The following is a 24,884-nucleotide window of genomic DNA, read 5'->3' as shown; positions in this document are numbered from 1 at the left end:
AGTCGGTGTGATTGTGTCAGCCGACCGCGTGAAGTTCGTTCAATCGATGAATGCCGGCTGCGCCGGTCAGACCGTCCCAGTTGTCGCCGCGACCCTCCCGCCAGCCGTTAATCCAGGCTTGGCGTACCTCGGGATGAGAAAAAGGACAGAGATCGCGAGATTTACCGTGTATGCCATGCTGATAACCGCGTAGAAATGCTCGTTCCATCGGATCACGCTTGAGTCTTCTCATTGGGTATTGCCCTCAGTGGTTGACTGGTGTTTCCGTTGTCCTCATGGCGAGGTCGGCAGATAGACTGCCAGTGAAGCCCGCTGCCGGCGTGGCGGGTTCTTCCGGCATCGTTGCGATGCCGGACTGAGTCGAGTTCTAACCCAATGACTGCCAAGCGGGAATGATCGTTTTGTAATAAGTAAGTCACCAAACCGTAGTGCCGCCCATAAGGCAGGCGGGGAGCGCTCCCCGCACTGCCTAAGTGGTACCGCAGCGTCTGCTTCGCGACGAAAGACAGCCGCAAACCGCCCGAACATCGACACGAGATCTGGAAGAGTGCTCAACCGGATCGAACAAATTAACTGGACATGCCATGACTGATCGCCACGAACTTATCCTCACCTGCCCAAAAGGGCTCGAGGGCCTGTTGCTCGAAGAAGCCAAGGAGCTCGGGCTCGAGGAGGCGCGTGAGCAGACCGCCGCGATTCGCGGCTTTGCCAGCATGGAGGTCGCCTACCGGTTGTGTCTGTGGTCTCGGCTGGCGAACAGGGTGTTGTTGGTAATCGAGCGTTTTTCCACGGTGAATGCCGAAACCCTCTATGAGGGAGTTCATCAGGTCGACTGGGCGGAGCATCTCGCAGCAACGGGTAGTCTGGCGGTCGAGTTCAGCGGCCATGGCTCCGGGATCGACAACACTCACTTTGGCGCTCTGAAGGTCAAGGATGCCATTGTCGATCGGCTCCGCACCGCAAGCGGCGAGCGACCCAGTGTCGACAAGCTGAACCCGGACCTGCGCATCCACCTGCGTCTTGATCGGGGGCAGGCAGTGCTGTCCCTGGATCTGTCCGGGCATAGCCTGCACCAGCGTGGCTACCGTCTTCAGCAGGGTGCGGCTCCGCTCAAGGAGAACCTTGCGGCAGCCGTACTGATCCGTGCGGGTTGGCCTCGCATCGCTGCTGCTGGCGGCGCTCTGACCGACCCAATGTGTGGCGTCGGCACCTTCCTGGTCGAAGGCGCGATGATAGCGGCGGACATCGCCCCTAATCTTCGCCGTGAGCGCTGGGGGTTCAGTGCCTGGCTCGGCCATGTGCCTGCTCTGTGGAGTCGCCTGCACGCCGAAGCCCAGGCGCGTGCCGACGCGGGCATGGCCCGACCGCCGCTGTGGATTCGCGGTTACGAGGCGGACCCGCGTCTGATCCAGCCGGCAAAGAACAACATCGAGCGCGCTGGGCTGGCGAGCTGGATCCGTGTTTACCAAGGCGATGTAGCAACGTTCGAGCCTAGACCGGATCAACATCAGAAGGGCCTGGTCATCTGCAACCCACCGTATGGTGAGCGCCTGGGCGATGAGGCGAGTCTTGTCTATCTGTATCAGAACCTCGGAGAGCGACTGCGTCAGGCCTGTCTCGGCTGGGAAGCAGCGGTGCTGACATCTGCTCCAGACTTGGGCAAGCGCATGGGCATCCGTAGCCACAAGCAATACGCTTTCTGGAACGGGGCTCTGCCTTGCAAGCTGTTGTTGATCAAAGTCGAGCTGGATCAGTTCGTCACTGGTCAGCGAGCGGCCACCGCTGAAAGCAAGAGCGAAGAGAAACCCGTAGCGGAATTGGCGCGCCTCAGTGAGGGCGGGCAGATGTTCGCCAACCGGCTGCAGAAGAATCTGAAGCTGCTCGGTAAGTGGGCTCGCAAGCAAGGCATTCAATGCTATCGCTTGTACGATGCAGACATGCCTGAGTATGCCTTGGCCATTGATCTCTACGGCGACTGGGTGCATGTGCAGGAATACGCGCCACCGCGCTCGATCGATCCCGAGAAAGCCCAGGCACGACTCTACGACGCCCTAGGCGCTATCCCGCAAGCTTTAGGTGTTCCCCAGGACCGGGTGGTGGTCAAGCGTCGTGAGCGCCAGAGCGGAACGCGGCAGTACGAGCGCCAAGCCACACAAGGCACTTTTGTTGAGGTCACAGAGGGCGACGTCAAGCTGCTGGTGAATCTCACCGATTACCTCGATACCGGGCTGTTTCTCGACCACCGGCCGATGCGCCAGCGCATTGCGCGCGAAGCGGCAGGCAAGCGCTTCTTGAACCTGTATTGCTACACCGCTACCGCGACGGTTCACGCGGCGAAGGGCGGCGCTCGCAGCACGACGAGTGTCGACCTGTCAAAAACCTATCTGGATTGGGCGCGGCGCAATCTGGCGCTCAATGGCCTGTCGGATCGACAGCGTTTGGAGCAGGCCGATGTCATGGCGTGGTTGGAGGAGGACCGTGGCGAATACGATCTCATTTTTATCGACCCGCCAACATTCTCCAACTCGAAGCGTATGGAAGGGGTGTTCGATGTCCAGCGTGATCATGTCGCCTTGCTCGACCTGGCGATGGCAAGACTCGCCGCTGGCGGCACGCTGTATTTTTCCAACAACTTTCGCAAATTCGTCCTCGATCCGGGCGTTGCCGAGCGCTACGCCGTGGAGGAAATTACCGGCGCCACTCTGGATGAAGATTTCCGCCGCAACAGCAAGATTCACCGCGCCTGGAGACTCCAAGCGCGCTGATCTGTTAAGGAAGGTGCCGCGTTTCGGTATCCACCGGCATCGCATTACGCAGCTGATTCGCTGCGCCAGTGATCCAGCGTTGTTGTTTCAATTCAGTGCCGACGTGATGTTGCGACGGCGGCACTGAACGGACTAGCGTTGCGCGGTGTTTTCGTTGCCGGGACGGTTATAGAGACTGACCAGTACCTGGTCCAGCACCGAGGAGGCGCCCCACGGGCGAGGATGGTTGAGTATCGCGACGACAGCCCACGTATTGCCGTCGTTGTCGCGGCTATACCCAGCGATCGCACGCACCGTGTTCAGCGTTCCGGTCTTGACGTGAGCCTTGCCGGCAACCCCTGTATTACGAAGCCGCTTGCGCATGGTGCCGTCCACCGCTGCCAAGGGCATCGATGAAATGAACTCGGCGGCGTATGGGCTTTTCCATGCGGCTTGCAGCAAGCTGGCCAGCTCTCGCGCGCTGACGCGCTCGGCCCGCGACAGGCCAGATCCGTTCTCGATGACCAGATGCGGCGAAATCAACCCCTTTTTTGCCAGCCACTGGCGTATCACACGCTGCGCGGCCATGGAGTCATCTGCATCCGCTTCGTTACGGAACTCAGCACCCAAGCTCAGGAACAACTGTCGTGCCATGGTGTTGTTGCTGTACTTGTTGATGTCGCGAATGATCTCCACCAGATCTGGCGAATAAGCGCGCGCGATCATCTTGGCGTCAGCTGCCACCGGTGCTACTCGATCCTCACCGAGAATGGTGCCGCCAAGCTCTTTCCAGATCGCGCGAACGGCACCGGCGGCGTAGCGCTGATGGTCCAGTACTGAAAGGTAGGTTTGTCCGCTGCATCCAGCCGGGAGCTTGCCCGTGACCACCACGGTCACCCCTTTACCGTTTTCGATCGGGTTGTAGCGGATGTCGGGCCATCCCGGGCATTTTGCTTTTGGTAAGGCCTGAATGCGATTGTCGATTTGAACTGTGGCGATTGGCGGTTCAACCAGAACCTTCACGTTCCCGCCATCGTTGCGGGCAATGAAACGAAGTGCCTTGAGGTTGACCAACAACGCATCCGGTCCGACCAGGAAAGGCTTGTTCTTGTCATTACCGTCGTCGTCGAATACAGGCAGCGTGGGTTGCACGAAATGGCTGCGGTCGAGGACAAGATCACCGGTAACGGTCTCGACGCCATTGGCCCGCAGGTCCCGCAGCAACAACCAGAGCTTCTCCATGTTGAGCTTTGGATCACCGCCGCCCTTGAGGTAAAGGTTGCCGTTCAGCGTGCCGTTCTCAATCGGCCCGTCAGCATAGAATTCTGTTTTCCACTGATGGTTGGGTCCGAGCAGTTCCAACGCGGCGTAGGTCGTGACCAGCTTCATGGTCGAAGCGGGGTTGACTGAGACATCCGCATTAACGAAGGTGGGTGATCCGGTGCCGTTGAGTGGAAGCATGACAACGGAAAGGGCGCTGGTTTCGATCTTGTTTGTCTTGAGTGCCTGTACCACGCGGGTTGGTAAGGTCTGATTGACCGTTTCGGCGAAGGCCGGAATCACTAGTGGCAGCGTCAGCGCGGCAGCGGCGAGGCGGAACCGCAACTGACGGGTCGCGCGGCTCCGGTTGGCTGGTGCAGACAGGCTCGAAATCAATGACATAGCGGTTCCCTACAGCGTTCAGGGAAAAGAGGGCGGGCTATTATGCCCACGTCCGAGAAGTGACATGCTTCTCATCCGACAAGCGTAGACGTCTGGCTCGTCTCCCTGCAAACAAAGATAAGCAAGTAATCAGCGGTCGGAGTATCGGCCACCAGGCCGGCGCTGCAATCGCACAAGCCTCCTGTTGCTGTTAGAGTGCGCGCCGTCATCATCGTTATCTAAGGACCGAATCAATGGCTACCAATCGCTCGCGTCGTTTGCGCAAAAAACTTTGTGTCGACGAATTCCAGGAACTGGGTTTCGAGGTCAGTCTGACCTACCGTGACGGCCTTGAGGCCAAGGCGGTCGATGCGTTTCTTGAAGCCTTCCTGAACGAAGCCATCGAAACCAATGGTCTGGGCTATGTTGGTGGCGAGGATTACGGTTTCGTCTGCCTCGCAAGCCGTGGCTCGGTCAACGAAGAGCAGCGCGGTCAGGTCGAGGCTTGGCTCAAGAGTCGCAACGAACTGTCCGAATTCAACGTAAGCCCGTTGATGGACGTTTGGTACCCGGAAAACGAGATCAACGCTAAGGCATGATTGAGTCATCATTTCCCTGATCGGTTACGGCTGTTTGCCTGGATCTGCGCAATGCAATCCGGGTGATCAGCCGACGCAGTAGGTACATCAGCAAGGTTATAGACAGCGCCACGCCTACCCCTATTGCTGCGTTGATCAGCCGCAGCTGTGGCAATTCCCAGTCTTGCGCCAAGGTTTCGGCCAGCAGAAGAAAACTCAAGGTTGTCTGCAGGACAAACAAGCCATAGTGATGTGCCTGGAATGCCCTGCTGAGCATTACGAGCGGCAACATGATCATCACCATCATGGGTGGGTCGGCCAGGCTGTGGCCCATGTAGATCAGTATTGCTGCTGCACAGAAGATTCCAATGCCGGCCTGTAGGGCGCGAATGAGGCTGCGTTGCAGGTCCATCTGCAGCGTGGTGAACACCGCTAGTGTCAGCCAGTAGCCGCGTGGCAGATCTGCCAGCGTAACGATCAGGCCGCCAGTCGCCGCAGCCAGAATGTAAGTGATCGCGTGCAGCCGCCATTTGCGGATTGGTGTACGCCGCGCCCGACGACGTAACACTTTCACCATGCTCAACAGTCGCGGCATGTAAGGCCACATGCGCAGGCCATGCATTCCGCGGAGACCGAACGCCAGAAGGGTGACCCAAAGGCCTCCGAGGGCGAACAGCGCCGCAATGGCCTGAGGATTATTAAAGTCCCCGATGCCATGCTGACCTTGGCCTAGACACAAGCAAATCGCCAGGCCTATGCCGAGCTTACCGGCCTCGCTGCCATATCGCTGCAGCCACGCTAGCAGCAATCCATAAAAGGCAAACAGGCCGAGGCTGACAAGCGGGTGGGGGGCTGACCAGAAGCCGAGCCCAGCGCTCCCAGCGCCAAGCCCGATCAAGAGCAGCATTCGCAGCATGCCGAGGCGGTGGAGTGGGTTCGCCTTGGCTGCCTGGAACGCGCCGACTGTTGCCCAAAGGAAACCTGGATGCCCGCTGAATAAACCGAGCAGCAGGGGCAGGGCACAACCCAGGCCGGCGACCGCGGCAGCCCCCCAGGCGGGCCGGCCAGGTTGCCAGCCAATAACCTTCCATGGCGACCTATTTATCAGGCTCACGTGGGGCTCGAGCGTCCGGTCATTTCGCTGGCCATCTCGGTCGCGTAGCTGTCAGTCATGCCTGCGATGAAGTCGATCATTCGAACAAATGCCTGATACAGCGGCCAATGAGGATCTGGCGCATTGTTGCCGAGCAGATCCAGGATGCGGCGATTCTTGAACGATGGCGTTCGACCGCCGTGTTGCTCAAGCGCTGCACCGCAGAATGCGTTTAGCAGTATTTCTAGGGTGGTATAGGCGCCAATCTCATGCAGAGTTTTGCGCTTGTCTTGGAAAATCTTTTCCCGGGCCAGCGCCTTGGCCTGCAGAACGCATTGTTTGGCTGGACCATGCATATGTTCAACCAGATCTCCCGCGAGGCAACCCGTCAGCAGCGCTTGTTGCTGTTCAACGAACGCTTCGGCGGCAGCGTTGGTCAGGTGCTCGATGGCTTTGCCTCTGAGGATCGCCAGCTTGCGTCGACGTGAGCCCTCGGGACCGAGTTGCCGGTATGTTTCAGGTACGTCATCGCCCACCAGATTCAGCAGTAGGGCTTCCACCTCGGCGTATTCCAGAAGGTCCATTTCAAGCCCATCTTCGAGATCGATGAGCCCGTAACAAATGTCGTCCGCAGCTTCCATCAGATACACAAGGGGATGACGCGCCCACCGTTGTTCGTCTAACTTCGGTAGGCCGAGTTTGGCTGCTATCTGCTCCAATAGCGGCAGTTCGTTCTGGTAGCAACCAAACTTGTGTTTTTTATAGCCAAGCGCTTCGGCGTGGCGTGATGTCCAAGGGTACTTGAGGTAAGTTCCTAGTGTTGCGTAGGTAAGGCGCGTTCCGCCGTCGAACTGGTGATATTCGAGCTGTGTAAGTACCCTGAAACCTTGGGCGTTGCCTTCAAAATTGAGAAAATCGGCACGTTCGGCATCGCTCATGTCGTCCAGCCAGCCACGCGCGGCCGCCTGTTGAAACCAGTGGCGTATTGCATCCTCTCCAGAGTGACCAAACGGTGGATTGCCAATGTCGTGCGCCAAGCAGGCGGACTGAATGACCATGCCGAGATCCGCCGGGCTGCACCACTCTGGCATATCATCCCGGAGCACTTCACCTACACGCATGCCGAGCGAGCGGCCGACGCAGCTGACTTCCAGCGAGTGAGTAAGTCGCGTATGAATGTGGTCGTTGCTTGAGACCGGATGGACCTGAGTCTTGCGTCCAAGCCGGCGGAACGCTCCAGAGAAGATGATTCTGTCGTGGTCCTTGTGAAACGGGCTTCGACCAAGCTCTTCATTGCTGTGTACGGATTTTCCGAGCCGCTCTCGATTCAGCAGCGTGTGCCAGTCCAAAGAGCAATCTCCTTGATGTCGCCAGATGGGGGCGGCTTGCCAGGTCAGCAGCTTGCTCGCCGCACGCAACCGAACCGCCCAATGACCAATCAGTAACTGGCTGTCAGCCTACAGAGTTGCTGATCGCTAGACCATCCGCATTTGCTGAGATATTGATCGGCTCTGCTTCGCCTGCTGAGCAGATGTTTTATCCCTTAATGCCGCAGCCTGCGGATGAGGGGGTAAAGCATCATCCCTACTCTAGCCAGTTTGCCAACCTTGCCCAGTCGACGGCCAAACAGGGTTAACCCCAGGGTTGCTGCAATCATCAGCGGGCCCTTGCCGTTATGGTGCTCTGAGGAAGCGCTATGGCTACGGCTCGCGACCATTCCCTTGATTCGTTGGAAGGGGTGAACCAATGGCTGTGAGTGATATAGAACTTGTTGGCGGTTCATTTCCATGCGCAAGCGAACAAGGTCCTTGCGCATGGCTAAATCGCCGGAGCTACTTAGCGGTAGGCTCATGGCAGTAAACGCTCCCGGTTGCGGGCCAATTCTTCGACCGTCGCCTGGAAAGGCGAGACGCTTTCTTTGACGATGCGCACGGCGCGGCTGATGCAGACGGCCAGCACAACTGCGTAGATAGCACAGAGAACCAGAATGGCGGCGATAGGGTTGCTGTCCCAGAAGGCGATCACGATTGCAGCTGATAGCCCAACGAGAATCAGCAGCCCGAGGATCAAGCTGATACTGGCAAGAAGGAACAGCTTGAATACCCGGGCTCGCTCTTCCTGAATCTCAATTCCGATGAGCTCCAGATGCCCTTGTACGAGGCCAGCAAGCGCGCTGCCCATCTTCTTGATGGACGGCGTCGGGGCGTCGTCAGCGTGTCTGGTTTCCATTGGATCCGTTCCCCACATTATTAACGGCGGGTGATCAGGCCGAAGAGAAAGCCAACTCCCGCTGCGATCCCGATTGATTGCCACGGGTGAGTATGAACATACTCCTCGGTGCACTGGATAGCCGCTTGGCCCTGTTCTTTCAGTGTGCCTTCTTGGTCCTTGAGCATTTGACGCGCACGGCTAAGGTTGGCGTTGATCTTGCCGCGGAGCTCTTCGGTCTGAGTGCCCGCCGTATCCTGAGTGTGTTTCAACAGGCGCTCGGTATCACCGATGAGGGTGTGGAATTCTTCAATGAGCGCATTCTGAGCCGCCTGCAGGTTGCGGCGATGAGCTGACTTATTGATCAGAGATGAGGTGTCGGTTCCAGCTGCTCCATCAGGGATGGGCGTGTTGTCGCTGGTGCCAAAAGTCGATTCGGTAGACATCTGCAGTTCCTCTTGAGTCTCGCAGGAACGATAGGTCCCGGCGCTTAGGGTTTCGAGCGTGCAGCTGGTACAAGGTTCCCGTTCCGTTTGAATGGGGCTGAAGCACTTACGCTGCCCTGGCGGTCATATTGCTTCCCCAGCATGATCACACTCCGGAAAAAAGAAAACCCGCTGACGCGGGTTCTCCTTTTCTACTCAATTTGCTGCCGTATTCGCTATTACATCAGCGGAATAGTGTAGCTCACGATCAGGCGGTTCTGGTCGATGTCGCGATTGCTATTGCTGCGATAAGTACCGTTGCGCCATTTCACGCCTAAGTTCTTCAGCGCGCCGTCTTGGAAGACATAAGCGATATCTGTGTCTCGCTCCCATTCTTTACCGTTGCCACCTGCACCGAAGTCGTCGCCGGTTACATAGCGGGTCATAAAGGTCAGGCCGGGAATGCCAATCGCAGCGAAGTTATAGTCATAACGAGCCTGCCAAGATTCTTCATCAGCTTTCGCAAAATCGGCAGCGATCATTACGTAGTTGACGAGGAACGGATCGGTCCCGTCCAGGTAGGCGAAGCCGGTGTCGCCTCTCATTTCCTGATAGGCAAGGCCGAAGCTATGGCCGCTCACCGAATAAGTTACCATTCCGCCGAGAGCTTTGTTATCAACGGTTGAGGAGCCGTCATCGCTCGAGCGCGCGTAACGGAGATCAGTCTTCAGCGACTGACCTTCTCCAAGCGGCTGCACGTGCACAACGTTGAACGAGTGCTGCTTGTAAGCCTCTTCCAGGTTGCTGTAGTAGTAGCTACCGGTCAAATTATCCAGAAGCTTGTAGCTAGCACCTGCAAAGATGAAATTGTCAATTTCATTGGCAGTTGTACCGCCCCTCAGCTGCGCTTTCAGGTCGTCGTAATGGGAGTCGTTGCGCTCGTTTACTTCGGTCAGATAGCCAAGATCAAGCGTCAGCCCTTTGATCTCGTTAGAGACTAGTTGTCCGCCCTTGAAAGTTTGTGGCAGCAAGCGAGAGTCGCTTCGTGCGACTGCCATGTTCTTCGGCTCGAGTGTGCCTACTTTCAGTATGGAGTTTGAGATCTTCGCCTTAGCTGTTAGGCCAAGCTCAGAATATTCATTCGGGGCTGAACCGTCGTTGTCCGTAGGCAGTAGCCCCGTCCCAGTACGCCCACGTCCAGAATCCAACTTCACCCCGAGGAGGCCTAGTGCATCTACGCCGAAACCGACCGTACCTTCTGTATAGCCGGACTCTGCTCTTAGCAGAAAACCTTGCGCCCATTCTTCGCTCTTCGACTGAGACGAGGATGGAACGGAACGATTGTCCGAATTCATATAGAAGTTCCGCAGTTCCAAACCAGCTTTGGCGTCTTCGACGAAGGCTGCTTGAGCCATAGTTGGAATAGCCAGTGTTGCTCCCAGAGTGGCAAGGGCCACGCCCCGGGCGATTGGGGTCTTGAGCATTTCTTATTTCTCCTCGTTGGATGATGCTCTGAAGTCGCTCTTTGGCGCCGTGTAATAAAACACTACCTCAGTATTTGAGCCTTTAGACCTTAGTCTTTGAGGCTTAATCGCGGGGCCTTGGTTGACTCTTCGGGAAGTTGTATTCGACCAACTAAACGTGGCCTGAGCGCCACTTCCGTTACGTACCTCAGCCTCCAACCCTGTGACTCTCCGGTCGCTTGGGCTGCAGCATCCTAGCCGTTTGCCAGCGGCGCGTCGATTCGCAAAATCAAACCCTCGTTTGAGTGGGCTCAAGGTCACATTTTTTATTCGGAGTAGTCCAAAAGAACGAGATGTTTACGGGCTGCTGCCGCACCGTGATCGGCCTGCTAGAATTGGCATGCCCTTTAGGTTGAGCGCTTGACTATGCATCTGCCGGAATGCCAATTGTTCGGAACGCTGGGCTGCCACTTGTGTGAGCAGGCCGAGGCGGTAGTACTACCGCTCGTGGAGAATGGGTTGCTGGTAGAGCTGCTAGATATCGCGGAGCGCTCGGACTGGGTAGACGATTATGGCCTTCGTATACCGGTGCTACGTCGTGTCGACACGGGCGCCGAACTGGATTGGCCGTTTGAGGTTGAGCAGGTAGTCTGGTTCTTGCGACGCTAGGATATCAGCGGTCCATCAACGTGAGCTGAAGTGAACGTTGGTCGCCAGAGGACATGTTAGGCAGTTGATTTAGGTGGGTTCACAGTTAAGCTCTGTCCACATCTAAAAACAAAAAAACCGGCTCATGGGCCGGTTTTTCTAGGCTAAATAAGCCTGTGCGGGATTTTGGTCGGAGCGACTGGATTCGAACCAGCGACCTTCTCGTCCCGAACGAGACGCGCTACCAAGCTGCGCTACGCTCCGAAGATGGCGCGCATTTTACAGAAAAAGTTTTGCTTCACAAGCGTTTAGCAAAGGCTTTTTTCTGAGGCCAAACACGAGCTTAGCGTGGAAAAGAAAAGAGCTAGAGCTCTTGAACGGTGCGAACCTGATCCTTGTTTACTCTGCCCGGTTTGCCGTCGATTCCTTCAAACTCGTAGAAGCCTGCCTCGTCATCATATTCAGGCTGGTCCAGCGTTTGAATTTCGCGGCCATCGTTGAGCGTGATAACACTGGGACTGGAGCAGCCGGTAAGGAGTGCCATCCCTACCAGAACTGCCAGTACGGAACCGGTGACTGCGCGCATAATAATTCTCCTCTGTAGTTGCGTCTGTGACGGCAGCGTACGAGGCTAAGTTCCCGCCGAAGGCGCCTGCTTAAAAAGCAGCTCGGGTGAGTTCAAATTGGCCAGGCGCGAATCGTCTATATCGAGATCAAGTGCTCGCGCTTGCAATGCCAGCAAAATCTTTAGGTTACTTCGCTCCCCGTTCTGCCAAGCGTGCTCGATGGCGGGAGCGAGACTGACAGGTATGATGCAGAACAAGGGCTCCCATTGGGCGCCTAGTCGGGCCATCAGCGGCGTCTCAGGCTCTAGCTTTGCCGTAGTGTACAGTTGTATAAGCAGTGCTTCGTCGACCAGAGGTGCGTCGCAGGGCAGCACCATGAGCCACGGATGCCTGGCTGCTGCCAGGCCCGCTCGTATGCCTGCAAGTGGCCCTTGAAAATCCGCGACGTCGTCACCAACCAGTCGGTCGGCAAACGCTGCGTATTGTGTCTGGTTGCGATTGCACGAGATCAGGAGGTCATCCGTAAGGGGGCGGGCGATGCTCTGCGGCCACGCTACAAGCGGCTTCCCATGCCACTCCACGAGTCCCTTGTCCCGTCCGCCCATGCGTTGTCCGCGCCCGCCCGCCAGTAGCAGGATCGAACAATTCGCCAGCCAGCTCTGAGCCATCAAATACTCCTTTGTCAGCCGGTCTATAACACCCGGGTGCTCGGTCGATTAATTGAAAGCCAGGACGAATTATTTTTTGTCAGTCCTGCGCCGTTCTGTTGCGTTGCATTTGCCTGCGGGCAGGGAGTGAATGGTTTCAGGCCTTCGGTCAGTGCAGACAACGCATGAAATTCGTTGGAGTGTTCCTGCGGTCATTTCTCTTCCGGCGAGGCCGTACCCTGGAGCCCTGGTTTGCTTTGGCCAGGGCAGACTGGTAACCAGTCAGAGGCCACGCCTAGCTGGTGCATTACGTCGGCCAATGTGGTCGGCTCGGCGCGATGGACAAACTGATTGGGTTTTTCACTGTCTACTTTTCCCGTCTTCGCAAATCTGGCTGTGATGTGTCTGATCTTGCCCATAACTAAGGAGAAATAGGATGCAGGAGAGAAACGCCTGGGTCGATTATGCCAAAGCCATTGGGATCATTCTTGTCGTATATGGGCATGTCGCGCGTGGGGTCTTCAACGCGGGATTGCCGATGGATCAGGATGAGTACCTGCTGGTAGACAGTGTCATCTACAGCTTCCACATGCCTCTCTTCTTCTTCCTGTCGGGATTGTTTTTTTACGACTCGCTCGTAAAGCGCGGTAAGGCCGGTCTGATCATCAACAAAGTAGACACCATCATCTATCCCTTTATCGTTTGGTCACTTCTGCAGGGGCTGATAGAGGTGGTGTTGTCGAGCTACACGAATGGTGATGTCACGTTAGGGCAGGTATTTTCACTGCTTTGGTCGCCACGGGCGCAGTTCTGGTTTCTGTATGCGCTGTTTCTGGTTTTCGTTGTCTGCTCCTTGGTCTATGCCAGGGCTGACCGTCGCTACTTTTTACCGCTTTTGCTGGTTTTCGGTGTGCTTTACGTGCTCAGTCGAGATCTGGCTGTCGGCAGTGTCGGCAAATTTATCTTTGGTAATGCCGTGTTCTTTGCGCTCGGTATCTGGTTCAACGAGATCAAGGCGTACTTTCTCGCCAGACATGTCCCGCTCACTTTGTTGCTCGGTGCGTCGTTTGTCGCCGGACAATACCTCTTTCACGTGACGTTCGGCTTGAGCTGGGAGGTGGGTGGATGGCCCGTGCTCTCGCTCGCGACTGTTTCGATCTTGTTTGTGGTAGCCCTATCAATGTGGCTCGGTCGGCTTCGCATGGCCTGGCTGCTGTTTATCGGCGCCTCATCAATGACGATTTACCTGATGCATATTCTCGCGGGAAGCGGCATTAGGGTTATCCTCGCCAGCTTCATGGGTATTGATTCCATCGCTGTACACTTGATTGTCGGAACGTTGGTCGGGCTTGCTGCCCCGTTGCTGGCTCAGATGATCATCAAGAAGTACGACCTTTACTTCCTGTTAGCCCCACCGAAATCGTTTTCCGCAACCAGCTTGCGGACGAGGGCAATGGCGCATTGAGCGCGGCGATCGGCAGGCATGACGGCTGGTCTGCCTGCTGCCGTACGTATCGTTTTTATGCAGGAATCCGAACGGCTCTATGGGCTCTTGGCTGCGAAAGGTGATTTCGCTCAACCACAGCTGATTCGTTGAATTTTCAGCGACTCGTCTGTCGTCAGCGTTAGCCGATGCGCGTTGTATTCCAGCGTAACTACCTCTCCGGGTCGAACAATACGAGCCGTCGCGGCTTTGCTTTTTCGGCGCGCCTGATCGAGTAGCTCCGGGCTCGCCTGCTCCCCAACAAATGTCTGAACTAAAGAAGCGTCGCATTGACTCGCGCTGCCTCCAGTTGCCTGCGCTGTGCTGGGCGATGGCTGACAGCCAATCAGGATGCTGCAGCATGCTATCAATGCGGCAGGCCGGACGAGGTTCATAAGCGTTCTCCTTCTGTTCAATCGTTCAAATCGATCTGGGTCGGCATGTTGAGTCTGCTGATGGCTAAACCATAGCGGACAAGGGAACTGGCGGAACAGCTGCCCCGTCTTACCGTTGAGGGCACATTGCGTACTGCACTGGGCCGCCAAATAAAAAAGGAACTCCGCCATGTTTAATTCCTCCGTGATGAAGCGTGTTGCCACTCTCTTGGCAGCGATGCATTTCATGCTGTTCGCTCAGATACCACTGGCTCAGGCGACGATGATTGGTAGCCCAGAAGTAATTGCCGAACAACAGCAGCAGGTGGATCGCCAGCAATTGCTGACAATGCTTGAGAACGAAGATGTCCAGAAGAAACTGGTGTCGATGGGCGTTGAGCAAGATCAGGTCGAACAGCGCATCAACAGCCTGACACCAGCAGAACTTGCGCAATTCAATCAACAGTTGGATCAAGCGCCGGCCGGTGCTGGAGTCGTTGGGATCATCGTGCTGTTTCTCGTCATCTTTATAGTGACCGATCTGCTCTGCGCCACCAACATCTTCAACTTCGTCAACTGTATCAACCGTTGATGGCGCGATTGATACTGCTGTTTGCGGTAATCCTCCTCGGGGCGTGTGCGCGAACGCCAATCGTCCCGGTTGGAGCTTCAGGACTTCCTGAACGGGTTGAACTGGATGAAGTGCCATTCTTCCCGCAGGAGGACTATCAATGCGGGCCGGCGGCGCTTGCCACTATGCTTACCCAGCGTGGGGTCGCTACTGAGCCGCAACAGCTTGTGGAGCGGGTATATCTTCCGCAGCGCAAAGGTAGTCTGCAGGTCGAGATGGTTGCAGCTGCTAGATCTCACGAGTTGCTGGTCTATCCACTGGAGCCACAACTGCAAGCGGTGCTGAGGGAAGTCGCAGCGGGAAATCCCGTTCTGGTGCTGCAGAATCTTGCCTTTGATCGCTGGCCTCAATGGCATTTTGCGGTTGTGGTGGGGTATGACCTGGGCGCGCAGACCATTGTGCTGCGCTCTGGGACTACACGGCGCTGGACCGGAAGTTTTAGCCAGTTCGAGAGAAGCTGGGCGAAGGGCAGTCGATGGGCCGTGGTAACCGTCGCGCCTGACCATTTGCCTCGTACTGCTCAGGAAACTGTCTGGCTGAAGGCTGCAAATGACCTTGAGCAAACGGGGCATGTTGGTGCAGCTCGGGCCGCTTATGAAACAGCTGCGCAACGGTGGTCCACGGGCTTGTCGTGGTTCGTGCTGGCGAACGCTCGGTATGCGGTAGGCGAGGAGGACGCAGCGGAGCTAGCCCTGCGAACCAGTGTGCAGCTGGACAATTCATTCGCACCTGGCTGGTTTAATCTTTCGCATGTATTGGCGGAGCGGGGATGCCCTGTGCATGCATCTGCAGCCCGCGCTTGTGCGGTTCGATTGGCGCCGAAGGATGCACGATTCCGGGTGGCGTTGCCCCCGGGGTCCAAAGAGCGCGGCGCCTGTGAAGCGCCGCCCGCATGTCCTGTGCGATGAAGCCTCAAAAGCCCATTCTGTCGCGCAGGCTGTAATAGAGGGCGCCGAGAGCGCTCAATGGCGCGCTGAATGTCTGTCCACCAGGAAAGGGGTAATGCGGCAAGCTGGCAAAGGCATCAAAGCGCTCGGCCTGTCCTCGTAGCGCTTCGGCTATAACTTTTCCTGCTACATGGGTGTAGGTCACACCGTGTCCGCTGCAACCTTGGGAATAGTAGATGTTGTCTCCAAGCCGGCCGACCTGCGGCAGGCGCGACAGCGTCATCAAGAAGTTGCCTGTCCATGCGAACTCTGTCTTGACGTCTCGCAGTTGTGGGAAATTCTTGAGCATTTTCGGTCGGACTATCGAATCGATATCGGCCGGGTCGCGAGCGCCGTAGACCACTCCGCCGCCATAGATCAATCGCTTATCCGCAGACATGCGAAAGTAGTCAAGCAGGTAGTTGCAGTCTTCCACGCAGTAGTCTTGGGGGAGGAGGGTTGCAGCTAGCTCAGATTCGAGTGGCTCTGTAGCAATAACCTGAGTGCCGCAGGGCATGGATTTGGCTGCCAGTTCCGGGACCAGTCCTCCAAGATAGGCATTTCCCGCAACGACAACGAACTTCGCGGATACCTGGCCGTGCTGCGTATGGATCCGCGGACTGCTTCCTCGATCAATGCGAACAGCAGGGGATTGTTCGTAGATGACCCCGCCGAGCGATTCGACGGCCGCAGCTTCACCTAGTGCAAGGTTGAGCGGGTGGATGTGGCCACCGCCGTGGTCCAGCATCCCGCCAGTGTATCGCTCGCACGCTACAACGTTTCTAATGCTGTCTTGATCAAGAATCTCGAGTTGGTCGTAGCCGTAACGCTCCCATAGCGTTTTCTGTGACTCGAGGTGGTGCATCTGCTTGGCATTGAAAGCGGCAAACACGCCTCCGCTTTTCAAGTCGCAGTCGATGCCATAACGCGCCACCCGTTCGCGGATGATGTGCCCACCCTCGAACGCCATGGCTCCGATCAACCGAGCAGCTTCCGAGCCGGCGCTGCGCTCGACTGTATCAATATCACGACTGTAACTATTAACGATCTGGCCGCCATTGCGTCCCGACGCCCCAAAACCAACCTTGGCGGCCTCGAGCACGACAACCCGAAATCCATGCTCAAGAAGGAATAACGCAGTCGACAGTCCGGTATAACCGGCGCCGATCACGCAGACGTCGGTCTCGATATCGCCGCTCAGGTGGTCGCGAGCAGGTGCTGGGTTTGCCGAGGCAGCGTAGTAGGAAGCGGGGTAAGGTGTGTGCGACATACTGGCTGTCCCGTTTAAAATAATTTACGTCGATGCTATCGCGAGAGCGCAGCAGAACGCCATAGCAGCGACAGCCTACTGCCCGCTTATTCAAAAATTACGGATATCAGTAGCTTAGCGAAAAAAAGCGCTTGACTCTCCCGGGCGAATCTCTAGAATGCGCGTCCATCGGAGGCACATAGCTCAGTTGGTTAGAGCACCACCTTGACATGGTGGGGGTCGTTGGTTCGAATCCAATTGTGCCTACCAATTCCGAAAAGGGTCGCGCTTGCGACCCTTTTTTTATGCCTTGCTTGTCAGTGCGGCAGCTTTCTGAAAGCATCCGTGCTCCGTATATCTCCAGTGACTTCGATCCGCCTCGATCAGCTTAGGCTCCTGCCTCTGTGCGGCAGGTTATTCGACGGATCGCTTTCCTGGCTCATCCCAACCCACGTGGCCTTTGGTAGGGGTCACCACTAGGAGAGGAGGCGCCATGCCCATCATTACTCTTCCTGACGGTAGTCAGCGTTCATTCGATCATCCCGTTTCCGTCGCTGAGGTCGCTCAGTCAATTGGCGCAGGTCTCGCCAAGGCCACCCTGGCGGGCAAGGTGGACGGTCGATTGGTCGATGCTTGTGATCTGATTGAGCGCGATGCGAGCCTGCAGATCATCACTCCGAAGGATGACGAGGGGCTGGAGATCATTCGTCACTCATGCGCACATCTGGTTGGGCATGCAGTCAAGCAGCTCTATCCTGCTGCAAAGATGGTTATTGGCCCGGTCATCGCCGAGGGCTTCTATTACGATATCGCTTTCGAGCGGCCGTTCACGCCCGACGACATGGCTGCAATCGAGCAGCGTATGAAGGAGCTCATCGACACTGACTACGACGTGATCAAGAAGGTTACGCCGCGTGAAGAAGTGATCAATGTTTTCCAGTCGCGCGGCGAGGACTACAAGCTGCGCCTGGTAGAGGACATGCCCGACGAGCAGGCAATGGGTTTGTATTACCACGAAGAATACGTCGACATGTGTCGTGGTCCTCATGTGCCTAACACCCGTTTCCTCAAATCATTCAAGCTGACCAAGCTGTCCGGCGCCTATTGGCGTGGCGATGCGAAGAACGAACAGCTCCAGCGCGTTTATGGCACCGCATGGGCGGACAAGAAGCAGCTCGCGGCCTACATTCAGCGCATTGAAGAGGCTGAAAAGCGGGATCATCGCAAGATTGGCAAACGTCTTGATCTCTTCCATACGCAGGAAGAGGCCCCGGGCATGGTGTTTTGGCACCCGAATGGCTGGACCATCTATCAAGTGCTCGAGCAGTACATGCGCGGCGTGCAGCGTGTGAACGGCTACCAGGAGATCAAAACACCGCAAGTTGTGGATCGCAGCCTGTGGGAGAGGTCCGGGCACTGGGGCAACTACGCTGAAAACATGTTTACCACTGAGTCGGAAAGCCGCGATTACGCGATCAAGCCGATGAACTGCCCCTGCCACGTTCAGGTGTTCAATCAGGGGCTCAAGAGTTACCGTGAGTTGCCGCTGCGTCTTGCTGAGTTTGGCTCCTGCCATCGCAATGAGCCCTCCGGTGCGCTGCACGGGATCATGCGCGTTCGTGGTTTTACTCAGGATGACGCGCACATCTTCTGTACTGAAGAGCAGGTCAGTGCCGAGGCAGCTGATTTCATCAAGCTGACCATGCAGGTCTATGCTGATTTCGGCTTCAGTGATATCAAGCTAAAGCTGTCAACGCGCCCTGAGAAGCGTGTCGGAGACGATGCGTTCTGGGATCGCGCCGAAGCTGCGTTGGCGGGTGCGCTGGATGCAGCCGGTTTGCCTTGGGAGTATTTGCCGGGTGAGGGGGCGTTCTACGGCCCGAAGATCGAGTTTACGTTGCTCGACTGCCTAGGGCGTTCCTGGCAGTGCGGCACCTTGCAGTACGATCCGAACATGCCCCAGCGTCTCGATGCGAGCTATGTCGCGGAGGATAACAGCCGAAAAACGCCGATCATGCTGCATCGCGCGATTCTAGGGTCGTTTGAGCGCTTTATCGGTATCTTGATCGAGCACTATGAGGGTGCTTTCCCGGCCTGGTTGGCTCCGACGCAAGCTGTGGTGATGAATATCACTGACAAGCAGGCGGATTTCGCTCTTGAAGTGGAGAAAACACTCAGTCAAAGCGGCTTCCGTGCCAAGTCTGACTTGAGAAACGAAAAGATCGGCTTTAAAATCCGCGAGCATACCTTGCTCAAGGTTCCCTATCTCTTGGTTATTGGAGACAGGGAAGTTGAGACACGAGCCGTTGCTGTGCGCACCCGCGAAGGCGTTGATCTGGGCTCCATGCCCTTGGATGACTTCGCGCAGTTGCTGGCACAAGCGGTTTCCCGGCGTGGTCGCCAAGAATTGGAGTAATGACTATTAAGCGTGAAATGAGACAGGATAAACGAGCTGCACCCAAGGCCCCGATCAACGAGAATATCTCGGCTCGTGAGGTCCGTTTGATTGGTGCCGATGGCGAGCAGGTTGGCATCGTCTCGATTGATGAAGCGCTTCGTATAGCTGAAGAAGCCAAATTGGATCTGGTGGAAATTTCCGCCGATGCCGTTCCTCCTGTATGCCGGATCATGGATTACGGCAAGCACCTCTTTGAAAAGAAGAAGCAGGTCGCTGCAGCGAAGAAGAACCAGAAGCAGATCCAAGTTAAAGAAGTGAAGTTTCGTCCAGGGACGGAAGAGGGCGACTACCAGGTCAAGCTACGCAACCTGGTACGTTTCCTGAGTGACGGGGACAGGGCCAAGGTTTCGTTGAGATTCCGCGGTCGTGAGATGGCGCATCAGGAGCTGGGGATGGAATTGTTGAAGCGGGTCGAAGGTGACCTAGCTGAATACGGTTCGGTCGAACAGCATCCAAAGATGGAAGGACGCCAGCTGATCATGGTCATCGCTCCCAAGAAGAAGAAGTAACCACCAGGGCACTGGCAGGCCTTGCGGTTATTTGAAATCACCCACACTGTGGAGTACCGAACATGCCAAAGATGAAGACTAAAAGTGGCGCTGCGAAGCGCTTCAAAAAGACGGCAAATGGCTATAAGCACAAGCACGCTTTCAAGAGCCACATCCTGACCAAAATGTCTACCAAGCGTAAGCGTCAGCTGCGTGGTACATCTCTGATGCACCCGTCTGACAACGCAAAAGTAGAGCGCATGCTGCGCGTTCGTTAATTCGGTCAAGACTCAGAGGAATAACTCATGGCTCGTGTTAAGCGTGGCGTCGTCGCTCGTCGCCGTCACAAGAAAATTCTGAAACTCGCCAAAGGCTACTACGGCGCTCGTTCGCGTGTGTTCCGTGTTGCCAAGCAGGCGGTGATCAAGGCTGGCCAATATGCCTACCGTGACCGTCGTCAGCGGAAGCGTCAGTTCCGCGCTCTTTGGATCGCTCGTATCAACGCCGGTGCTCGTGTAAACGGTCTGTCCTACAGCCGTTTCATTGCTGGCCTGAAAAAAGCGGCTATCGAGATCGACCGTAAGGTTCTGGCCGAGTTGGCAGTGAACGAAAAAGCAGCTTTTGCTGCCATTGTCGAAAAAGCTAAAGCTTCTCTGGCCTAAGCCCATCGACAATCGAATCTTCGGATTCGTAGCGTCACCGATAGGGGAAGAGCCTTGTGCTCTTCCCCTATTTCGTATCTGAAGGGGCATTTGCAAAAATGCACCTCGCGTAAAGCCTGAGTGCTGATCGTCTGGTGCGGTTCTGCAAGAACCTCTGGAGGTTGTACATGGAAAACCTGGATGCACTGGTCTCGCAAGCGCTTGAGGCTGTGCAACATAGTCAAGACATCACCGCCCTGGAGCAGATCCGGGTTCAGTATCTCGGCAAGAAAGGCGAGCTGACTCAGGTCATGCAGACCCTGGGTAAATTGTCCGCGGAAGAGCGCCCAAAGGCCGGTGCGCTCATCAACGCAGCTAAGAGCCGTGTTCAGGATGAGTTGAACGCCAAGAAGGCGGGTCTTGAGCATGCTGCACTGAGCGCCAAGCTCGCTGCTGAGCGGATCGATGTGACATTACCGGGCCGTGGAGAGGTCTCCGGCGGGCTGCATCCGGTGACGCGTACGCTAGAGCGGATCGAACAGTTCTTCAGTCATATTGGCTACAGTGTTGCCGAGGGGCCGGAGGTCGAAGACGACTACCACAACTTTGAAGCGCTCAATATCCCTGGCCATCACCCCGCGCGGGCGATGCATGACACTTTTTACTTCAACGCCAACATGCTGTTGCGTACCCATACCTCGCCAGTTCAGGTCCGCACGATGGAGTCGCAGCAGCCGCCCATTCGTATCGTCTGTCCCGGGCGTGTCTACCGATGCGACTCGGATATCACTCATTCGCCTATGTTCCACCAGGTCGAGGGCTTGCTCGTCGATGAGGGCATCAGCTTTGCGGATCTAAAGGGCACAATTGAGCAGTTTTTGCGAGTGTTCTTTGAGAAGCCGTTGGGCGTCCGTTTTCGGCCGTCTTTCTTCCCTTTCACCGAGCCGTCGGCTGAAGTGGACATGCAATGTGTGATGTGCAGCGGTAAAGGTTGTCGCGTCTGCAAGCAGACCGGCTGGCTTGAGGTGATGGGCTGCGGCATGGTGCATCCAAATGTGCTGCGCATGTCCGGTATTGACCCAGAAAAGTACCAAGGCTTCGCATTCGGTATGGGGGCCGAGCGACTTGCCATGTTGCGATATGGCGTCAACGACTTACGCCTGTTCTTCGATAACGACCTGAGGTTTCTGGCGCAGTTTCGCTAGGTTCCGAGTCCAGTCAAAGAATCATTAGGAGAGCAGGATGAAATTCAGCGAGCAGTGGTTGCGTACGTGGGTCAATCCGCAGGTTTCCCGCGAGGAGTTGGTGGCGCGGCTATCGATGGTGGGCCTCGAAGTCGATGCAGTCGTCCCGGTTGCCGGCGAGTTCAGCGGTGTTGTCGTGGGTGAGGTGGTGAGCGCCGAACAGCATCCCGATGCAGACAAGTTGCGGGTGTGCCAGGTCAGTAATGGGCGTGAGGTGTTGCAGGTGGTCTGCGGCGCGCCGAACGTTCGCGCTGGTCTGAAGGTCCCCTTCGCGATGATTGGCGCCCAACTGCCGGGCGACTTCAAAATCAAGAAAGCGAAGCTTCGCGGCGTCGAGTCCAACGGCATGCTCTGCTCGGAAACCGAATTGCAAATCGGTACCGATGACAGTGGGCTGATGGAGTTGGCTAGCGACGCTCCGATTGGTAGTGATTTGCGATCGTATCTCGGTCTGGTCGATGCGAGCATCGAGATTGGGCTGACGCCGAACCGTGGCGACTGCCTCTCGATCGCTGGGCTTGCACGCGAAGTTGGTGCGATGTATGACGCAGCAGTAACTGTCGTCGAAATCGCTGCCGTGCCCCCGAGCCATGATGAGGTGCGCCCCGTAGAGGTGCTCGCGCCGAAAGCTTGTCCGCGCTATCTCGGGCGGGTAATTCGTAACGTTGACCTGTCGCGATCTACGCCGCTGTGGATGGTCGAGCGGTTGCGTCGCTCCGATATCCGCAGTATTGACGCGGTGGTTGACGTTACCAACTATGTAATGCTCGAGCTCGGCCAGCCGCTGCATGCCTTCGATTTAGCCGAAATCAATGGCGGAATCAGGGTGCGGATGGCAGCGGAGCAGGAAAAGATCGTATTGCTCGATGGGCAGGAAGTAACATTGCGGAGCGATACGCTGGTCATCGCTGACCATCAGCGCGCCCTGGCGATTGCGGGTGTGATGGGCGGTGAGCACAGCGGTGTCAGCGGCTCGACTCAAGATCTGTTCCTTGAGAGCGCCTTTTTCGACACCATTGCGCTCGCCGGCAAGGCTCGCTCCTACGGCTTGCACACCGATGCGTCGCATCGTTACGAGCGCGGGGTCGATTCTCAGTTGGCACGTCGAGCCCTGGAGCGGGCTACTGCGCTATTGTTGGAGGTTGTGGGTGGCAGCGCAGGCCCTGTCATCGAGGCTGCCAGTGAAGTCGATCTTCCGACTGTTCCCCCAATCCTGCTGCGCAAGGATCGAATCGAGCAGATGCTCGGGTTGAGCATGGCGGCCGATCAGGTCGTCTCTCTGTTGTCGGCCCTGGGTCTTGGGGTAGTTGAGCTGAGTCCAGATTCTTGGGAAATCAGCGTGCCCAGTCACCGATTCGACATCAGTCTCGAGGTGGATCTGATTGAGGAGTTGGGGCGTCTGTATGGCTACGACCGCTTGCCGGTTCGCTACCCCCAGGCACGTCTCGCGCCGGAGGCCAGTCCTGAGTCGCTCGCTGGACTGCCCGCCCTGCGCCGGTTGCTAGTCGCTCGTGGCTACCAGGAAGCAATCACCTACAGCTTTATCGATCCGAAAATGTTCGAGCTGTTCAGCCCTGGTATCGAGCCGCTGCAGCTGGCCAACCCGATTTCCTCGGACATGGCGGCGATGCGTGCCACGCTCTGGCCGGGGTTGATCAAGGCGCTGCAGTACAACCTCAATCGTCAGCAAACGCGCATACGGCTGTTCGAAAGCGGGCTGCGTTTCGTCGGCCAGCTGGACACGTTGACGCAGGAGTCGATGTTGGCGGGCGTCATTACTGGGAGCCGCCTGCCAGAGGCCTGGAGCAACGAACGAGCAGCAGCAGACTTCTATGACATGAAAGCCGACGTCGAGGCCTTACTTGGTTTTGCCGGCGATGCTGTCTCGTATGGGTTTGTCGCTGCTGAACATCCGGCCCTGCACCCCGGTCAGACGGCTCGAATCGAGCGGGATGGGCGCTTGGTTGGTTATATCGGGAGTCTTCATCCGGAATTGGCTGCGACGCTGGGAATCGATCAGCCGGTCTATCTGTTCGAGCTGCTCGTATCCGAGATCAGTGAAGGCCGACTGCCGCGCTTCAGTGAACTGTCTCGCTTCCCTGAGGTGCGCCGTGATCTGGCCATCTTGGTGGCGCGTGATATCCCGGCTGACGACGTGTTGCTATGCATTCGCGGCGCGGCAGGCGAGAACCTGACGGACCTCAAGCTATTTGATGTGTACCAAGGTAAAGGTATTGATCCTCTTAGCAAAAGTGTGGCAGTCGGCTTGACCTGGCAACACCCTTCGCGCACTCTAAACGACGATGAGGTGAGTGGTGCTATGCAGCAAATCCTCTCCTCCCTGGAAGAAAGGTTCAACGCCACGTTAAGGAAATAGCGTATGGGGGCTCTGACGAAAGCTGAAATGGCGGAACGTCTATATGAAGAGCTAGGCTTGAATAAGCGCGAGGCCAAGGAGCTGGTCGAACTGTTTTTCGAGGAAATCCGACAGGCGCTCGAGCATAACGAGCAGGTGAAGTTGTCCGGTTTCGGCAACTTCGACCTGCGCGACAAGCGACAGCGCCCAGGGCGCAACCCGAAAACCGGTGAGGAAATTCCGATCACGGCGCGTCGTGTCGTGACATTCCGGCCAGGGCAAAAACTTAAAGCCAGAGTCGAAGCCTATGCTGGAACCAAGTCATAACGACGAACTGCCAACGATACCTGGCAAGCGCTACTTCACCATTGGTGAAGTTAGCGAGCTGTGTGCTGTAAAACCGCACGTGTTGCGCTATTGGGAGCAGGAGTTTCCCCAGCTGAACCCTGTGAAGCGTCGTGGTAATCGACGCTATTATCAGCGCCAGGACGTGCTGATGATCCGGCAGATTCGCTCGTTGCTTTACGAGCAGGGTTTTACGATTGGTGGGGCTCGCCAGCGGATGTCAGGTGATGAGGCACGTGAGGATACGACCCAATATAAGCAGCTTATTCGGCAGATGATCACCGAGCTTGAGGATGTGCTTCAGGTGCTTAAAAATTAAATGCCTGGCATAAAAACTTTCACATATTCAGTCGCTTAGTGTATAGTTCGATTCGCTTTCAGCAGATCTGAAGGCATTGTCGGGGCGTAGCGCAGCCTGGTAGCGCACTTGCATGGGGTGCAAGGGGTCGAGTGTTCGAATCACTCCGTCCCGACCAAAAAACCCTAGAAAATCCAGTCACTTAGCGGTGACTGGATTTTTTTATGCCTGACAGGTTTTTGGCTGCCTGTCAAAAACTGCTTTTTGGTTGCCAATTGGTTGCCAATTGAGATTGGCTTCGCTGGAGACGGTGACTACACGCATTCGCATAAGTGGCATACCTCAGCGAACCGCGCCGCGAGCATTCGGGATTGCAAC

Annotated in this window: 26 protein-coding genes and 3 tRNA genes; 16 read left to right on the top strand and 13 right to left on the bottom strand. The window is 56.5% G+C overall.

Annotation, left to right across the window (positions count from 1 at the left end):
• Positions 1 to 16: 16 nt before the first annotated feature.
• Positions 17 to 232, bottom strand: a complete 216-nt coding sequence (gene rmf / locus ALTERO38_RS08890) for a ribosome modulation factor (protein WP_082082129.1) — start codon at positions 230 to 232, stop codon at positions 17 to 19.
• 352 nt (positions 233 to 584) lie between these two features.
• Between rmf and rlmKL the strand changes: the two genes are divergently transcribed.
• Positions 585 to 2,765 carry a bifunctional 23S rRNA (guanine(2069)-N(7))-methyltransferase RlmK/23S rRNA (guanine(2445)-N(2))-methyltransferase RlmL gene (gene rlmKL / locus ALTERO38_RS08885; RefSeq protein ID WP_159968128.1) on the top strand — a complete coding sequence of 727 codons (2,181 nt, stop codon included), beginning with the start codon at positions 585 to 587 and terminating at the stop codon, positions 2,763 to 2,765.
• A gap of 132 nt (positions 2,766 to 2,897) precedes the next feature.
• Here the strand turns inward: rlmKL and dacB are convergent, their stop codons facing one another.
• On the bottom strand, positions 2,898 to 4,406 hold the full coding sequence (dacB, locus tag ALTERO38_RS08880) for a D-alanyl-D-alanine carboxypeptidase/D-alanyl-D-alanine-endopeptidase (protein ID WP_256663837.1): 1,509 nt from the start codon (positions 4,404 to 4,406) through the stop codon (positions 2,898 to 2,900).
• A gap of 233 nt (positions 4,407 to 4,639) precedes the next feature.
• Between dacB and ALTERO38_RS08875 the strand changes: the two genes are divergently transcribed.
• Positions 4,640 to 4,984, top strand: a complete 345-nt coding sequence (locus ALTERO38_RS08875; protein WP_148926192.1) for a YggL family protein — start codon at positions 4,640 to 4,642, stop codon at positions 4,982 to 4,984.
• On the opposite strand, the gene ALTERO38_RS08870 is transcribed toward ALTERO38_RS08875, so the two are convergent.
• From ALTERO38_RS08870 to ALTERO38_RS08850, 6 genes are all read right to left on the bottom strand, one after another.
• Positions 4,974 to 6,077 (bottom strand): FUSC family protein, encoded by a 1,104-nt coding sequence (locus ALTERO38_RS08870; protein WP_256663836.1) that lies wholly within the window; start codon positions 6,075 to 6,077, stop codon positions 4,974 to 4,976. The genes ALTERO38_RS08875 and ALTERO38_RS08870 overlap by 11 nt on opposite strands.
• Complete coding sequence (locus tag ALTERO38_RS08865; protein ID WP_148926191.1) at positions 6,074 to 7,405, bottom strand: deoxyguanosinetriphosphate triphosphohydrolase; 1,332 nt, start codon at positions 7,403 to 7,405, stop codon at positions 6,074 to 6,076. Before ALTERO38_RS08865 ends, ALTERO38_RS08870 begins: the two co-directional genes overlap by 4 nt.
• Before the next feature lie 194 nt (positions 7,406 to 7,599).
• Positions 7,600 to 7,908, bottom strand: a complete 309-nt coding sequence (locus ALTERO38_RS21510; protein WP_102836244.1) for a hypothetical protein — start codon at positions 7,906 to 7,908, stop codon at positions 7,600 to 7,602.
• The gene (locus tag ALTERO38_RS08860) at positions 7,905 to 8,285 is read right to left on the bottom strand and encodes a phage holin family protein (RefSeq protein ID WP_148926190.1); all 381 of its coding nucleotides are present in this window, start codon (positions 8,283 to 8,285) and stop codon (positions 7,905 to 7,907) included. Before ALTERO38_RS08860 ends, ALTERO38_RS21510 begins: the two co-directional genes overlap by 4 nt.
• Before the next feature lie 20 nt (positions 8,286 to 8,305).
• The gene (locus ALTERO38_RS08855; protein ID WP_102836246.1) at positions 8,306 to 8,710 is read right to left on the bottom strand and encodes a YqjD family protein; all 405 of its coding nucleotides are present in this window, start codon (positions 8,708 to 8,710) and stop codon (positions 8,306 to 8,308) included.
• A gap of 218 nt (positions 8,711 to 8,928) precedes the next feature.
• Positions 8,929 to 10,173 (bottom strand): OprD family porin, encoded by a 1,245-nt coding sequence (locus ALTERO38_RS08850; RefSeq protein WP_159968126.1) that lies wholly within the window; start codon positions 10,171 to 10,173, stop codon positions 8,929 to 8,931.
• 405 nt (positions 10,174 to 10,578) lie between these two features.
• Here ALTERO38_RS08850 and ALTERO38_RS08845 point away from each other — a divergent pair, with 405 nt between their 5' ends.
• Positions 10,579 to 10,821 (top strand): glutaredoxin family protein, encoded by a 243-nt coding sequence (locus ALTERO38_RS08845; protein ID WP_102836248.1) that lies wholly within the window; start codon positions 10,579 to 10,581, stop codon positions 10,819 to 10,821.
• A gap of 166 nt (positions 10,822 to 10,987) precedes the next feature.
• Here the strand turns inward: ALTERO38_RS08845 and ALTERO38_RS08840 are convergent.
• The 3 genes from ALTERO38_RS08840 to mobA all read right to left on the bottom strand — a co-directional run bounded on the left by ALTERO38_RS08840 (position 10,988) and on the right by mobA (position 12,034).
• Positions 10,988 to 11,064, bottom strand: a tRNA-Pro gene (locus ALTERO38_RS08840).
• A 100-nt stretch (positions 11,065 to 11,164) separates the two neighbouring features.
• Complete coding sequence (locus ALTERO38_RS08835) at positions 11,165 to 11,386, bottom strand: YgdI/YgdR family lipoprotein (protein ID WP_159968124.1); 222 nt, start codon at positions 11,384 to 11,386, stop codon at positions 11,165 to 11,167.
• Between the two features lie 45 nt (positions 11,387 to 11,431).
• Positions 11,432 to 12,034, bottom strand: coding sequence for a molybdenum cofactor guanylyltransferase MobA (gene mobA, locus ALTERO38_RS08830; protein WP_159968122.1), 603 nt, complete (start codon positions 12,032 to 12,034; stop codon positions 11,432 to 11,434).
• A 415-nt stretch (positions 12,035 to 12,449) separates the two neighbouring features.
• On the opposite strand from mobA, the gene ALTERO38_RS08825 reads away from it, so the two are divergent.
• Positions 12,450 to 13,478, top strand: coding sequence for an acyltransferase family protein (locus tag ALTERO38_RS08825; protein WP_148926185.1), 1,029 nt, complete (start codon positions 12,450 to 12,452; stop codon positions 13,476 to 13,478).
• 110 nt (positions 13,479 to 13,588) lie between these two features.
• Here the strand turns inward: ALTERO38_RS08825 and ALTERO38_RS08820 are convergent, their stop codons facing one another.
• On the bottom strand, positions 13,589 to 13,891 hold the full coding sequence (locus ALTERO38_RS08820) for an I78 family peptidase inhibitor (protein ID WP_159969666.1): 303 nt from the start codon (positions 13,889 to 13,891) through the stop codon (positions 13,589 to 13,591).
• A 169-nt stretch (positions 13,892 to 14,060) separates the two neighbouring features.
• On the opposite strand from ALTERO38_RS08820, the gene ALTERO38_RS08815 reads away from it, so the two are divergent.
• A complete protein-coding gene (locus ALTERO38_RS08815; RefSeq protein WP_102836253.1) occupies positions 14,061 to 14,462 on the top strand; it encodes a PA2779 family protein in 402 nt (133 codons plus the stop codon).
• Positions 14,462 to 15,409, top strand: coding sequence for a PA2778 family cysteine peptidase (locus ALTERO38_RS08810; protein ID WP_372239361.1), 948 nt, complete (start codon positions 14,462 to 14,464; stop codon positions 15,407 to 15,409). Before ALTERO38_RS08815 ends, ALTERO38_RS08810 begins: the two co-directional genes overlap by 1 nt.
• A 4-nt stretch (positions 15,410 to 15,413) precedes the next feature.
• Here the strand turns inward: ALTERO38_RS08810 and ALTERO38_RS08805 are convergent, their stop codons facing one another.
• Positions 15,414 to 16,697, bottom strand: coding sequence for an FAD-binding oxidoreductase (locus ALTERO38_RS08805; protein WP_159968118.1), 1,284 nt, complete (start codon positions 16,695 to 16,697; stop codon positions 15,414 to 15,416).
• A 172-nt stretch (positions 16,698 to 16,869) separates the two neighbouring features.
• Here ALTERO38_RS08805 and ALTERO38_RS08800 point away from each other — a divergent pair.
• The 10 genes from ALTERO38_RS08800 to ALTERO38_RS08755 all read left to right on the top strand — a co-directional run bounded on the left by ALTERO38_RS08800 (position 16,870) and on the right by ALTERO38_RS08755 (position 24,684).
• Positions 16,870 to 16,946: transfer RNA gene (locus tag ALTERO38_RS08800), tRNA-Val, on the top strand.
• A 223-nt stretch (positions 16,947 to 17,169) separates the two neighbouring features.
• Positions 17,170 to 19,092, top strand: a complete 1,923-nt coding sequence (gene thrS / locus ALTERO38_RS08795) for a threonine--tRNA ligase (RefSeq protein ID WP_159968116.1) — start codon at positions 17,170 to 17,172, stop codon at positions 19,090 to 19,092.
• On the top strand, positions 19,092 to 19,643 hold the full coding sequence (gene infC / locus ALTERO38_RS08790) for a translation initiation factor IF-3 (RefSeq protein WP_019339385.1): 552 nt from the start codon (positions 19,092 to 19,094) through the stop codon (positions 19,641 to 19,643). Before thrS ends, infC begins: the two co-directional genes overlap by 1 nt.
• A 62-nt stretch (positions 19,644 to 19,705) precedes the next feature.
• Positions 19,706 to 19,900, top strand: a complete 195-nt coding sequence (gene rpmI, locus ALTERO38_RS08785; protein WP_019339386.1) for a 50S ribosomal protein L35 — start codon at positions 19,706 to 19,708, stop codon at positions 19,898 to 19,900.
• Positions 19,901 to 19,927: 27 nt separating this feature from the next.
• Positions 19,928 to 20,284 carry a 50S ribosomal protein L20 gene (rplT, locus tag ALTERO38_RS08780; protein ID WP_019339387.1) on the top strand — a complete coding sequence of 119 codons (357 nt, stop codon included), beginning with the start codon at positions 19,928 to 19,930 and terminating at the stop codon, positions 20,282 to 20,284.
• Between the two features lie 167 nt (positions 20,285 to 20,451).
• The gene (pheS, locus tag ALTERO38_RS08775; protein WP_159968114.1) at positions 20,452 to 21,468 is read left to right on the top strand and encodes a phenylalanine--tRNA ligase subunit alpha; all 1,017 of its coding nucleotides are present in this window, start codon (positions 20,452 to 20,454) and stop codon (positions 21,466 to 21,468) included.
• A gap of 37 nt (positions 21,469 to 21,505) precedes the next feature.
• Complete coding sequence (pheT, locus tag ALTERO38_RS08770; protein ID WP_159968112.1) at positions 21,506 to 23,884, top strand: phenylalanine--tRNA ligase subunit beta; 2,379 nt, start codon at positions 21,506 to 21,508, stop codon at positions 23,882 to 23,884.
• A gap of 3 nt (positions 23,885 to 23,887) precedes the next feature.
• On the top strand, positions 23,888 to 24,190 hold the full coding sequence (ihfA, locus tag ALTERO38_RS08765; protein ID WP_003282572.1) for an integration host factor subunit alpha: 303 nt from the start codon (positions 23,888 to 23,890) through the stop codon (positions 24,188 to 24,190).
• Positions 24,171 to 24,527 carry a MerR family transcriptional regulator gene (locus ALTERO38_RS08760; protein ID WP_025242142.1) on the top strand — a complete coding sequence of 119 codons (357 nt, stop codon included), beginning with the start codon at positions 24,171 to 24,173 and terminating at the stop codon, positions 24,525 to 24,527. The genes ihfA and ALTERO38_RS08760 overlap by 20 nt, the downstream gene beginning before the upstream one ends.
• Positions 24,528 to 24,607: 80 nt before the next feature.
• Positions 24,608 to 24,684: transfer RNA gene (locus tag ALTERO38_RS08755), tRNA-Pro, on the top strand.
• Positions 24,685 to 24,884 lie beyond the last annotated feature (200 nt).

This window comes from Pseudomonas sp. 9Ag (assembly GCF_902506445.1).
Classification (GTDB): Bacteria; Pseudomonadota; Gammaproteobacteria; order Pseudomonadales; family Pseudomonadaceae; genus Stutzerimonas; species Stutzerimonas stutzeri_AB.
The sequence above is the reverse complement of the archived record's forward strand: the minus strand, read 5'-3'. Positions and strand labels throughout refer to the sequence as shown.

Bases quoted from the DNA above. Each gene is read 5' to 3' on its own strand.
- ALTERO38_RS08845 (WP_102836248.1), top strand. From the start codon at position 10,579: ATGCATCTGCCGGAATGCCAATTGTTCGGAACGCTGGGCTGCCACTTG.
- ALTERO38_RS08825 (WP_148926185.1), top strand. From the start codon at position 12,450: ATGCAGGAGAGAAACGCCTGGGTCGATTATGCCAAAGCCATTGGGATC.
- rplT (WP_019339387.1), top strand. From the start codon at position 19,928: ATGGCTCGTGTTAAGCGTGGCGTCGTCGCTCGTCGCCGTCACAAGAAA.
- ALTERO38_RS08760 (WP_025242142.1), top strand. From the start codon at position 24,171: ATGCTGGAACCAAGTCATAACGACGAACTGCCAACGATACCTGGCAAG.
- ALTERO38_RS08835 (WP_159968124.1), bottom strand. From the start codon at position 11,386: ATGCGCGCAGTCACCGGTTCCGTACTGGCAGTTCTGGTAGGGATGGCA.
- ALTERO38_RS08875 (WP_148926192.1), top strand. From the start codon at position 4,640: ATGGCTACCAATCGCTCGCGTCGTTTGCGCAAAAAACTTTGTGTCGAC.
- infC (WP_019339385.1), top strand. From the start codon at position 19,092: ATGACTATTAAGCGTGAAATGAGACAGGATAAACGAGCTGCACCCAAG.
- ALTERO38_RS21510 (WP_102836244.1), bottom strand. From the start codon at position 7,908: ATGAGCCTACCGCTAAGTAGCTCCGGCGATTTAGCCATGCGCAAGGAC.
- rpmI (WP_019339386.1), top strand. From the start codon at position 19,706: ATGCCAAAGATGAAGACTAAAAGTGGCGCTGCGAAGCGCTTCAAAAAG.
- rmf (WP_082082129.1), bottom strand. From the start codon at position 232: ATGAGAAGACTCAAGCGTGATCCGATGGAACGAGCATTTCTACGCGGT.
- ALTERO38_RS08815 (WP_102836253.1), top strand. From the start codon at position 14,061: ATGTTTAATTCCTCCGTGATGAAGCGTGTTGCCACTCTCTTGGCAGCG.
- rlmKL (WP_159968128.1), top strand. From the start codon at position 585: ATGACTGATCGCCACGAACTTATCCTCACCTGCCCAAAAGGGCTCGAG.
- ALTERO38_RS08855 (WP_102836246.1), bottom strand. From the start codon at position 8,710: ATGTCTACCGAATCGACTTTTGGCACCAGCGACAACACGCCCATCCCT.
- ALTERO38_RS08820 (WP_159969666.1), bottom strand. From the start codon at position 13,891: ATGAACCTCGTCCGGCCTGCCGCATTGATAGCATGCTGCAGCATCCTG.
- ALTERO38_RS08860 (WP_148926190.1), bottom strand. From the start codon at position 8,285: ATGGAAACCAGACACGCTGACGACGCCCCGACGCCGTCCATCAAGAAG.
- thrS (WP_159968116.1), top strand. From the start codon at position 17,170: ATGCCCATCATTACTCTTCCTGACGGTAGTCAGCGTTCATTCGATCAT.
- dacB (WP_256663837.1), bottom strand. From the start codon at position 4,406: ATGTCATTGATTTCGAGCCTGTCTGCACCAGCCAACCGGAGCCGCGCG.
- ALTERO38_RS08810 (WP_372239361.1), top strand. From the start codon at position 14,462: ATGGCGCGATTGATACTGCTGTTTGCGGTAATCCTCCTCGGGGCGTGT.
- ihfA (WP_003282572.1), top strand. From the start codon at position 23,888: ATGGGGGCTCTGACGAAAGCTGAAATGGCGGAACGTCTATATGAAGAG.
- ALTERO38_RS08805 (WP_159968118.1), bottom strand. From the start codon at position 16,697: ATGTCGCACACACCTTACCCCGCTTCCTACTACGCTGCCTCGGCAAAC.
- ALTERO38_RS08850 (WP_159968126.1), bottom strand. From the start codon at position 10,173: ATGCTCAAGACCCCAATCGCCCGGGGCGTGGCCCTTGCCACTCTGGGA.
- pheT (WP_159968112.1), top strand. From the start codon at position 21,506: ATGAAATTCAGCGAGCAGTGGTTGCGTACGTGGGTCAATCCGCAGGTT.
- pheS (WP_159968114.1), top strand. From the start codon at position 20,452: ATGGAAAACCTGGATGCACTGGTCTCGCAAGCGCTTGAGGCTGTGCAA.
- mobA (WP_159968122.1), bottom strand. From the start codon at position 12,034: ATGGCTCAGAGCTGGCTGGCGAATTGTTCGATCCTGCTACTGGCGGGC.